The organism is Rhizobium sp. BT-226 (assembly GCF_025847085.2).
Lineage (GTDB): Bacteria > Pseudomonadota > Alphaproteobacteria > Rhizobiales > Rhizobiaceae > Rhizobium > Rhizobium sophorae.
This window is the reverse complement of record NZ_JAOYTI010000006.1, coordinates 359,846-370,860: the sequence shown is the minus strand read 5'-3', so window position 1 is coordinate 370,860 and position 11,015 is coordinate 359,846. Positions and strand designations below refer to the sequence as shown.

The window sequence follows — 11,015 nt, the reverse complement described above, 5'->3', positions numbered from 1 at the left end:
AAAGACTTCGTCGCCAGCAGCGCCGCCGCCCTCGTTCAGTGAGGGGGCTTATAGAACTAACCCCTGTAGACAGTCAACACACCAAACAAAAGTTTTTTGACATTTTTGTAACAGGTTGATTCGCCTGGCATTTTTGTCGGTCGATATTATCCACAGGGCGCCCTTTCGGGACGGATTCGCGAAAATTCCTTTACCGGCTGGTCAAAAATCCATCGGGACGCCATTCTCAACTACCGAAAGATAGCGAAAAAACAGGATCTTGCGCGAATTTATGGTTAACGGAGGATGAAAGCGCCTCCGCCGGGCGAGCTTTAAATTTCCGTCACAAATCAGCGACTGAGATTTCGGAACCTATCACCGAGTTGGGTGTTGTCTTTCCCATTGAAGGAAGGAGACCGACATGGCTGCCAATACCGATGATATCAGAGCATCTGTCAGCAAGGACATCGCCGCACTCCAGCAGGAAGTTTCTCGCCTGCAGAAGATGATTTCCGCTCAGGGCGCCGAAGCCTATTACGAAGTGCGCGGCCGCGCCGGCAAGGTTTATGACGAAGCTCTGCCCCGGGCCAAAAACGCCGTGGCTCAAATCCGAGCTGAAGGTGTGGCTGCTGCCGACGCCGCCCGCGAACATCCGACCGCAACGACCACGGCTCTGGTGCTTGCAGGCGCCATTGGCTTCCTTGCCGGATACCTGCTTTCCGGCAACCCGCAGCCGCAGCCTCGCCATTGGTGGCGCTGAACACGCCGTAGCCACTCATAAACCAGCTTTTTGCGCACCCGCCGATCCGTTTTTCGGCAGGGTGCGTAAATGCTTATGTCTTAGAAAAACCAATTTTTAATGCCAGCTATGGGAACATAAAAAACGAAGGGAGGACTACCATGGAAAACAAGAGGGCCAACTGCATTATCGAAGTCAGTGTCGACAGCGCCAATGGCCGCTATGCGGTCGGCATCATGAATATGCGCCAGGCACTCGATCTGCCGGAAATGCCTAGTCTGTCCTACACCCATCCGGACCCGGTCAAGGCCGCCGCCGGCATCGTCGTCAGCCGTAAGGAACTGGCCGGCTTCATGGCCTGCCGCTGAGACAGCGCCACCCTACAAAGCCGCGACGGCGCTTTATCCAAAGCGCTGAGCCTTTTTGCAACGCCTGTTATTCCCATCGTTTTTTATTCACGCTGCTGGCATCCTTCTGTCGTTCATGCCAAGAAAACGGCATCAAAAGCAGGATAAGGATGGCAGATGAGGGAGCGGCGCCCACCGCACAAGACGCGTGAACGGACAAAGCCCACCGATAACGCCGCGGCCAAGCGGGTCACCCTTCCCCGTGCCCTTTCCAAGCTCGGTTATTGCTCCCGCACGCAGGCCGAACGCCTGATCGCCGAAAATCGTGTTGCGGTTGACGGCCGAACCGTCAGCGATACCTCCGCATGGGTTGATCTTGCCACGGCAAGCATCAGCATCGACGGCCTTGTCATCGCTGCCGAAGTGAAAATCTATCTGATGCTCAACAAGCCCCGCGGACTCGTCACCACCCGCCACGATCCAGAAGGCAGGCCGACGGTCTATGATTGCCTCAGGGATTTCGACATCCCGCATCTCTCTCCGGTCGGTCGGCTTGACAAGGCGAGCGAGGGCTTGCTGCTTTTCACCAACGACACCGAATTCGCCCAGATCCTACTCGATCCGGTCACGCATGTGACGAAGACCTATCATGTCCAGATCGACCGCATCATGGACGACGAGGACATTGCCGCCATGACATCGGGCCTCCGCCACGATGGCGAGCTGCTGACGGCAACCGCCGCGCGGCGCCTGCGCCAGGGCGACAGGAATTCATGGATCGAGGTCGAGCTCGACGAGGGCCGCAACCGCCAGATCCGCCGCATGCTGGAGGCGCTCGGAGCCGAATGCCTGCGCCTCGTGCGCGTTGCAATCGGCGGGCTCGAACTTGGCGAACTGCCGAAAGGCGCCGTGCGTGCACTGACCGAACCCGAATTGCAGGCACTACGCCGGAAAACCGGCATGGAGAGGACGAGACGCAATTGACTGCTGTGACGGAGATGGCGCCGCACGATTTCTGGCAGGAGCTTCACCCGCCCGGCACCTTTGCCGGTGATGGGGAATTCACCTCCTTCTATGTCGCCACGCTCGAAGACGGCCGCCAGCTTCGCCTGCCCATACGTGAGCTGGCGGATGGCGACCACGCCCTCGCCTCGCTGATCGTCAACCAGGCGAGCTTTGCCGTGCTCGATGCGCTCGCCGAAAGCCTTGCCGAAAAGATCAGACCCCTGCGCATCGATGTCGTCGCCGGCCTGCCGACGCTCGGCCTGACGCTGGCCGCCGCCGTGGCGCAGAAGCTCGGCCATAGCCGCTACGTTCCGCTCGGCACCTCGCGTAAATTCTGGTATCGCGACGAGCTCTCCGTCGCCCTGTCATCGATCACCACCCCGACACAGCAGAAACGTCTCTATATCGATCCGCGCATGCTGCCGCTGCTTCAGGGACGACGTGTAGCCCTCATCGATGACGTCATTTCCAGCGGCGCCTCGATCGTTGCCGGCCTCCATCTGCTGATGGCCTGCGGTATCGAACCCGTCATCATCGGTGCAGCCATGCTGCAATCGGAGCGCTGGCGCGAAAGCCTCGCAGCCGCCGGGCCGCAATGGAGCGCGCGCGCCGTTGGCGTCTTCGCAACCCCCATTCTGGAGCGGAACGCCACGGGCCGGTGGCAGACACCACCAGCCTGACGCGAGATATGAGGATTGTTAAATCTTTGCCTGAAGGCGCCTCTGTACAGCGCATGAGGAACGACTACAGTCCGGCCTGATCGATGAAACAATGGACCCGCCCATGTCGTTCGAGCAAGCATCCCTGCTGATCCTTGTGCTGGCGATGCTCATTCTCTTCTCGCTCCATCGCATCCGCATCGAGGTGGTCTCGATCGCCGGCTTGCTCGGCGGTTATGCGCTCGGCCTTTATCCCTCCGATCAGATCTTCACGGGCTTTGCCAGTCCCGTCGTCATCACCGTCGTCGAGATCTTGCTGATCGTCCAAGTGCTGGCGCGCGCCAAGCTGTTCGACAGTCTCGCCGCCCGTTTTGCGGCCGCAAGACCTTCAGGCTTCAAGGTCATCGCCGGCACTTCCTCGCTTGCCGGCTTCATGTCCATCTTCATGAACAATATCGGCGCCTTTGCGATCACCTTGCCGGTCGCGCTACGCCTCGGCACGGTCCTGACGATCCCCCGCCGCCAGCTCGTCATGCCGGTCTCGTTCGCGGCCCTGCTCGGCGGCCTCGTTTCGCTGATCGGCACGCCGGCCAACCTGCTCGTCAGCGATGCGCTCGCCAAGACGACCGGAACCGGCTTTCGCTTCTTCGATTTCGCCTATGTCGGCCTGCCGGTCGCCATTGCCGGCATTCTGCTCATCGCCTTTCGCGTGCAGCGCCTGTTTCAGGAACCCGACGAAACACCTGCAACCATCTCCCCGACCGCGCGCCGCATCGTCGTCGAGCGTCGCATCCCTGATGTCTCGCCGCTGATCGGCGTGCGGCTTTCCGATTGCCCGGTGCGTTTCGGCATCAAGCCCCACGCGCTGATCCGCGGCGACAATTTCGTCTTCGGTCCGCTCGACCAGTCGGTGATCGAACCCGGCGATGTGCTGCTTGCCGAAGGCGCCGATGCGGTCTTTGCCGGCCTTGCCGCCACGCAGGCGCTGATCGCCGATGCCCATCCGCATGGCCTGCAGCCGGATTTCACCCGTGTCGAAGCCGTCGTCATGCCGGAGAGCACGTTGGTCGGTTCGCGCGTCCGTTCGCTCGAAGTCTTCCACCATCGCGGCATCGCGGTCACCGCCCTTTCCATGCGCGCGCCACGCATCGAAGGCCGCTTCCTAGACCTGCAACTGTCGATCGGCGATATATTGACGCTGGAGGGGCCGCGCATTGCAATCGGCGAAGCGTTGGAGGAAAGCGAGTGCCTGCCGCTCGCCTCGACAGCACCGAGCGAACCGGCGCTCCTATCCTGGCGGCCCTTCGCGCTCTTTGCCTGCGGCGTCGCCGCCTCGGCGGCCGGCCTGCGTCCCGACGTCGCTTTTGCCGGCGTCGTGCTCGTGCTCGCTCTGCTCAATCACCTCAACATCCGTCAGGCGATGGCCGATCTCAACTGGCCGATCATCATCATGCTGGCGGCGATGATCCCGATTGGCCAAGCGGTGGCGAGCACCGGAGCGGCCGAAACCATTGCCGGCTGGCTCAGCCTCGTCGTGCCGATCACCCATCCGCTCTTCGGCATCGCCCTCATCCTCTTCCTCGCCATGGCATTGACGCCTTTTGTCAACAATGCGACGGTCGCAATCGTCCTGACCCCGATCGCACTGGAATTCGCAAGAGCCGGCAGGCATGCGCCGGACGCCTATCTGATCGCGGTGGCCGCCGGCGCCTCCTTGGATTTCCTGACGCCCTTCGGCCATCACAACAACACGCTGGCAATGGGCATCGGCGGCTACCGCTTCAGCGATTTCCTGCGCGCCGGCTGGCCGCTTGCCGTCGCAAGTTACGGCCTCGCCCTGCTTCTTACCGGTCTGTTCTGGCTGTGATGCGATACCCGGTCGGCTTGACTTCCCCAGCAATGAAACTAGAGCAGGAAGTCTTCACCCAATAATTAAGGACAGTCGAGCGCCGTGCGAATTCTCTCCGAAGCCCATTTCCCGGAATTGCCGAACTATTATCGCGGCAAGGTGCGTGAGAATTACGATCTTCCGGACGGACGCCGCATCATTATCAGCACCGACCGGCTGAGCGCTTTCGACCGCATCCTCACCTGCATCCCCTATAAGGGTGAAGTATTGACGCAGACGGCGCGCTACTGGTTCGAGGCGACGAAGGACATCTGCCCGAACCACATTCTCGACTATCCCGATCCGAATGTCGTTATCGGCAAGCGGCTCGACATCCTGCCGGTCGAGATCGTCGTGCGCGGTTATCTCGCCGGCACCACCGGCACCTCGATCCTGACGCTTTATAAAAAGGGCGAACGCGAGATGTATGGCATGCGTCTGCCCGATGGCATGCGCGACAACCAGATCCTGCCAGAACCCGTCATCACGCCGACCAGCAAGGAATTCGACGGCGGCCACGATGAGCCGCTGACACCCGCCGAAATCGTCACACGCGGCCTTCTCACGAATGAACAATGGCAGACGCTGTCGACATATGCGCTCGCCATCTTTGCCCGCGGCCAGGAGATGGCGGCGAAAAACGGCCTAATCCTGGTCGATACCAAATACGAGTTCGGTACCGATGGTGACGGCAACATTATCCTCGCCGACGAGATCCACACGCCGGACAGCAGCCGCTACTGGCTGACCGAAAGTTATCCGGCAAGCTTTGCCGCCGGAAAACGTCCGGAAAGTTTCGACAAGGATTTCGTCCGCGCCTGGGTGGCGGAGCGCTGCGACCCCTATAAGGACGAGATCCCGGAAATCCCCGCCGAACTGATCGAGCAGACCTCGGCCGTCTACATCAAAGCCTACGAGGCGATCACCGGCGAGCGCTTTGTCCCCGATGACAGCGGCGAGACGCCGCTTGCCCGCGTCCGAAACAACCTCGCCAGCTATTTCCCTTGAAATGGCGGCACGCGAAGCCGCCGGGCCGTTCATCGGCTTGCGGCATTTCGCCCAATCGCGCTGGAGGCGCGCGTCCAAGAGGACGGGCTAAGAACGCGCTATCACTTTGAATTGGCGCATAATCCTTTCCGAAAATCGATTCCGATTTTCGGAGTTATGCGCTAGCATCGAAAAATAGGGGTATCGGGCTCAGCCCGGCGGGGAACAGATGGTAAGAAGGCCAAGACGCAAGGCCGAGGAAACGCGGGAAGACATTCTCTCCATCGCGGAGATGCTGTTTCGCGAGCGTGGCTTCGTCGCGGTATCGATCGCCGATATCGCCGGCGCGCTGCACATGTCGCCCGCCAATGTCTTCAAGCATTTCCGTTCCAAGGTCGCGCTGGTCGATGCGATCGCCGGACGCCATCTCGATGATGCCGCCGAGCGCTTCGCCGCCTTCGACGAGAAGCTGCCGCCAAAGGAACAATTGCTCCGCTTCATCCTACGTCTGCTGGAAAGCCACCTGCAGGACATCCAGAAGAACCCTTACATCTTCGAAATGGTGCTTTCGACGATCGAAGCCAAACTCGAGGCCGGCAATCGTTATCGCGCCCGCATCGAGGCGAAGCTCGGCGAGATCATCCGCGAGGGCATGGCGGAGGGACGTTATCATTGCCGCGATCCCGAGAGCGCGGCGCATACCGTTGCAGACCTCCTGGCCTGCGTGCTGCACCCCGTCCTGATCGCTCGCGACGACAAGGAGACCCTTGTGCACCGTGCCGAAAAAATCGTGTGTTTCGTCGATGCCGCACTGCAAAATAGCGCTTGCTAAGTGATGATTGCTGAATTACGTCACTTCGTAAAGCTTTTCTTAAATTCGGATAACGGCATTTGAAGCCAACCCAATCCTGACGCTTATATACCTGCGCTCGATCAAGCCGAGCCTGCAGGCCCGAGCTCGTGGATTGAACGGCGATTGCCACCGCACAGGAATTCAGCATGATACGGCGTGCCCTCCTCATCTCCTCGGCACTGGCATTCGCAGCCCTTCTCGCCGCCTGCAGCGACAGTGGCTCCAAGCCCGCCGGCAATGCGGGTGCAGGGGCGGCGCAGCAGGCTGCCCCCGTCGGCGTAGTCACGCTGGCGAAGGGTACCTTCCCGATCACCACGATCCTGCCCGGCCGCGCCGAGACATTTCAGACAGCCGATATCCGGCCTCAGGTCAGCGGCCTGATCCGCGAGATTGCCTTTAAGGACGGCGGCGAGATCAAGAAGGGCGACCTTCTCTACCAGATCGAGGATGCACCTTATGTCGCCGCCGTCGAGCAGGCCAAGGCGGCGATCTCCAAGGCGCAGGCGAGCGTGCCGAGCGCTGAAAGCAATCTCGACCGCTACCAGCGCCTCGTCGGCAGTGGCGCCACCCAGATCGAATTCGAGACGGCCAAGACGACGCTGCTGCAGGCCAAGGCCGAAGTCGAGTCGGCGAAAGCCGCGCTTTCCGCCGCACAGATCGATCTCGACCATACCAGGATCGTCGCGCCTTTCGATGGCATCATCGACCAGACGGCCGTTAATGTCGGCAACGTCGTCTCTGCCAACCAGACGACGGCGCTGACGACGATCCGCCAGCTCGATCCGATCTACATCTCGCTGACGGAATCGAGCACCAACCTCTTGAAGCTGCGCGATGCGATGGCCGCCGGCGACATCAAGGGCGAAGCCAATGTCGTCTTCCACCTGATCCTGGAAAACGGCAAGGAATACAACCAGCAGGGCAAGCTCGACATGTCGAAGCAGGTAGTCAGCGAGACGACCGGCACCTTCATCATCCGTGTGCTCTTTCCCAATCCCGACCGTATCGTACTGCCCGGCATGTATGTCCGCGCAACCGTCGAGCTCGGCGCCGAGGCCGGTTATGCGCTGCCGCAGCTGGCGACGAGCCGTGACGCCAACGGCCGGCTGACGGCACAGTTCATTTCCGCCGACGGCAAGGTAGAAACCCGCGCCTTCGAGAACAGCTCGCCCTCCAACAATTCCTGGCTCGTGACCGAAGGCATCAAGGACGGCGATCAGCTGATCGTCACCGGCCTGCAATCGATCACCTCAGGCATGCCGGTGAAGCCGGTCCCGATGAAGATCAACGACACCGGCGTGGTCGTGCCTGCCGAGCAGCCCGCGGCCGGTGATGCTGAGAAACCCGCAGCGAAGTAATCGCCGCAGGCCCGCATCGTCACCGTCTCAGCCGCACAGGAACAACCGATGGCCAAGTTTTTCATCCGACGTCCGATTTTCGCTTGGGTCATTGCGATCACAATCATGCTCGCCGGCCTGCTGGCGATCTTCACGCTGTCGATCTCGCAATATCCCGACATCGCCCCGACGACGGTTCGCATCAACGCCACCTATCGCGGTGCCAGCGCCGAGACTGTCGAGAAATCGGTGACGACGATCATCGAGGATGGCATGACCGGCCTCGACGACCTCACCTACATGACCTCGACCTCAGCGACGGGTTCGGCCAGCATCCAGCTCACCTTCGGGACGAGCGCCGACCCCGATATCGCCCAGGTGCAGGTGCAGAACAAGCTGCAGCTGGTTCAATCGCAGCTTCCAAGCGACGTCATCGATGCCGGCATCAGCGTCACCCGCTCGACCTCGAGCATCCTTCTCGTCGGCTCGCTCGTTTCGACCGACGGCAAACGCAACTCTGTCGACCTCGGCAATATCATGTCGACCTCGATCGAGGATCAGATCCAGCGCCTGGAAGGCGTCGGCAGCATCAACGTCTTCGGTTCGGGTTACGCCATGCGCGTCTGGCTCGATCCGTTCAAGCTCTTGAAATACCAGTTGACGCCGAGCGACGTGACGTCAGCCATCCAGGCGCAGAACACCCAGGTCTCCGTCGGTTCGCTCGGTGCCCAGCCGGCCATTCCCGGCCAGCAGATCAACGTCACCATCACTGCCCAAAGTCAGCTGACCACCGTCGCCGATTTCGAGCACATCATCCTGAAGGTCGAAAAGGACGGCGCGACGGTGCGCCTGAGCGACGTCTCGCGCATCGAGATCGGCCAGGAAAGCTACGGCGGCGGTTCGCGATATAACGGCCAGCCGTCGACCGGTTTTGCCGTCAACCTTGCAATCGGCGCCAACGCCATCGATACCGCCGCCCGCGTGCGCTCCGCGCTCGAGGTTATCGGCCGCGGCCTGCCGGCAGGTGTCGAGATCACCTATCCCTACGACACCACGCCCTTCGTGGAACTGTCGATCGAGAAGGTCGTGCACACGCTGATCGAGGCGATCGTGCTCGTCTTCGTGGTGCTGCTCGTCTTCCTGCAGAATCTCCGTGCGACGCTGATCCCGACGATTGCCGTTCCCGTGGTGCTGCTCGGCACCTTCGGAGTGCTCGCGGTCACCGGCTATTCGATCAATACCTTGACCATGTTCGCCATGGTGCTGGCGATCGGCCTTCTCGTCGATGACGCCATCGTCGTCGTCGAAAACGTCGAACGCATCATGTCCGAAGAAAAGCTTTCACCGCTCGAAGCGACGGAAAAATCGATGGGCGAGATCACCGGCGCCATCGTCGGCATCGCACTCGTCCTCACCGCCGTCTTCATTCCGATGGCCTTCTTCGGTGGTTCGACCGGCATCATCTATCGGCAGTTCTCGATCACCATCGTCTCGGCCATGCTGCTGTCGGCGCTCGTCGCCCTCGTGCTGACGCCCGCACTTTGCGCCACGATGCTGAAGCCGATCGGCGAACATAGCAAGCACCGCGTCGGCGACTGGTTCAACCGCAACTTCACGCGCTCGACCAACGGCTACATCAGCGCCATCGGCTATCTGTTGAAGCGGCCGATCCGCGTCATGCTGGTCTTCCTTCTGGTCGGCGCCGGCTGCGCCTATCTCTTCACCCGCCTGCCGAGCTCCTTCCTGCCGCAGGAAGACCAGGGGGTGCTGCTGACCATCGTCACCACACCGCCGGGCTCGACCACGCAGCAGACCCAGGCAGTCGTCGAAAAGGTCGAGAAATACTATCGTGAAAACGAGAAGGACGCCGTCGAATCCGTGTTCGGCGCGCTCGGCTTCGGCTTCAGCGGTTCCGGCCAGAACAGCGCCATTGTCTTCACCAAGCTCAAGGATTTCTCGCTGCGCACCGATCCGACGCTGAGCGCCCAGTCGGTCGTCAACCGTGCGCTTGGCAATTTCTTTGCGATCCGCGAGGCGCAGGTCTTCGCGCTCCTGCCGCCGGCGATCCAGGGTCTCGGCGTGTCGAGCGGCTTCTCCATGTATCTCGTCGACACCGGCGGCCACGGCAACGACGCCCTGACGGCCGCCTCCAAGCGGCTGATCCAGATGGGCAATGGCTCGGGCAAGATCGTGGCGCTGCGCAGCAGCAACAAGGAAGTCGAGCCGCAGATGCGCATCGTGCTCGATCAGGAGAAGATCGGCGCCATGGGCGTCGACATCGCCTCGGTCAATTCGATGCTGTCGATCATCTTCACCGGCCGCGACGTCAACGACTTCACGCTGAACGGCGAGATCAAGCCGGTTTACGTCGAGGGCGATGCGCCCTTCCGCATGCAGCCGAGCGATCTCAACCATTGGTACGCCCGCAACAATGACGGCGAAATGGTCCCCTTCTCCGCCTTTACCCGCACGGAGTGGGTAAAGGGCGCGCCCTCGCTTGCCCGCTTCAACGCCGTCAGCGCCATTCCGCTCGACGGCGCTTCCGCACCCGGAGTTTCCTCCGGCGATGCGATGAACGAAATGGAAGCACTGACCAATGAGCTCGGCGGCGGTTATACGGTCGCCTGGCAGGGCATCTCCTATCAGGAGCGGCTCTCCGGTTCGCAGGCGCCGATGCTCTACGCGATCTCGGTGCTGGTCGTCTTCCTCTGCTTGGCAGCGCTTTACGAAAGCTGGTCGATCCCCTTCTCGGTAATCATGGCGGTGCCGGTCGGCATCCTCGGGGCGCTGACAGCGGCAACCGTCTTCGGCCAGTCAAACGACGTCTATTTCAAGGTCGGCTTGCTCACAACCATCGGGCTGGCGGCGAAGAACGCCATTCTGATTGTCGAATTCGCCAAGGACCGCATGGAAAGCGGCATGGGACTCTACGAGGCGACATTGGAAGCGGCGAGATTGCGGCTGCGACCGATCATCATGACCTCGCTTGCTTTCATTCTCGGCGTCGTGCCGCTGGCGATCGCGACAGGCGCGGGCTCGGCGGCGCAGAATGCCATCGGTATCGGCGTTCTCGGCGGCATGCTGGCGGCAACGCTGCTCGGAATTTTCTTCGTTCCGTCGTTTTTCGTCGTCATTCGACGCATCTTTGCCACACGCGCCAAAAATGCGGCAGGACTGTGATATAAATGCACTGTGATAATGCAGTTCCCGTTGCTACATTG

At 61.1% G+C, this 11,015-nt stretch carries 9 protein-coding genes; all 9 read left to right on the top strand.

Annotated elements, in window-relative coordinates; genetic code table 11:
- The first annotated feature begins 400 nt into the window (after window positions 1-400).
- Window positions 401-739, top strand: a complete 339-nt coding sequence (locus OIU37_RS30960; protein ID WP_180696399.1) for a hypothetical protein — start codon at window positions 401-403, stop codon at window positions 737-739.
- Between the two features lie 140 nt (window positions 740-879).
- A complete protein-coding gene (locus OIU37_RS30955; protein ID WP_003542611.1) occupies window positions 880-1,086 on the top strand; it encodes a hypothetical protein in 207 nt (68 codons plus the stop codon).
- A 156-nt stretch (window positions 1,087-1,242) separates the two neighbouring features.
- A complete protein-coding gene (locus OIU37_RS30950) occupies window positions 1,243-2,049 on the top strand; it encodes a pseudouridine synthase (protein ID WP_180696398.1) in 807 nt (268 codons plus the stop codon).
- 14 nt (window positions 2,050-2,063) lie between these two features.
- Window positions 2,064-2,750, top strand: coding sequence for a phosphoribosyltransferase (locus OIU37_RS30945; protein ID WP_264259711.1), 687 nt, complete (start codon window positions 2,064-2,066; stop codon window positions 2,748-2,750).
- Window positions 2,751-2,853: 103 nt separating this feature from the next.
- On the top strand, window positions 2,854-4,596 hold the full coding sequence (locus tag OIU37_RS30940; RefSeq protein WP_264259706.1) for an SLC13 family permease: 1,743 nt from the start codon (window positions 2,854-2,856) through the stop codon (window positions 4,594-4,596).
- A gap of 84 nt (window positions 4,597-4,680) precedes the next feature.
- Window positions 4,681-5,625 (top strand): phosphoribosylaminoimidazolesuccinocarboxamide synthase, encoded by a 945-nt coding sequence (locus OIU37_RS30935; protein WP_264259705.1) that lies wholly within the window; start codon window positions 4,681-4,683, stop codon window positions 5,623-5,625.
- 208 nt (window positions 5,626-5,833) lie between these two features.
- Entirely contained in the window at window positions 5,834-6,436 is a 603-nt protein-coding gene (locus tag OIU37_RS30930) for a TetR family transcriptional regulator (protein ID WP_264259704.1), read from the top strand.
- Between the two features lie 167 nt (window positions 6,437-6,603).
- Entirely contained in the window at window positions 6,604-7,815 is a 1,212-nt protein-coding gene (locus OIU37_RS30925) for an efflux RND transporter periplasmic adaptor subunit (RefSeq protein ID WP_182209309.1), read from the top strand.
- A 48-nt stretch (window positions 7,816-7,863) separates the two neighbouring features.
- Window positions 7,864-10,974, top strand: coding sequence for an efflux RND transporter permease subunit (locus OIU37_RS30920; RefSeq protein ID WP_240604394.1), 3,111 nt, complete (start codon window positions 7,864-7,866; stop codon window positions 10,972-10,974).
- The last annotated feature ends 41 nt before the right edge of the window (window positions 10,975-11,015 follow it).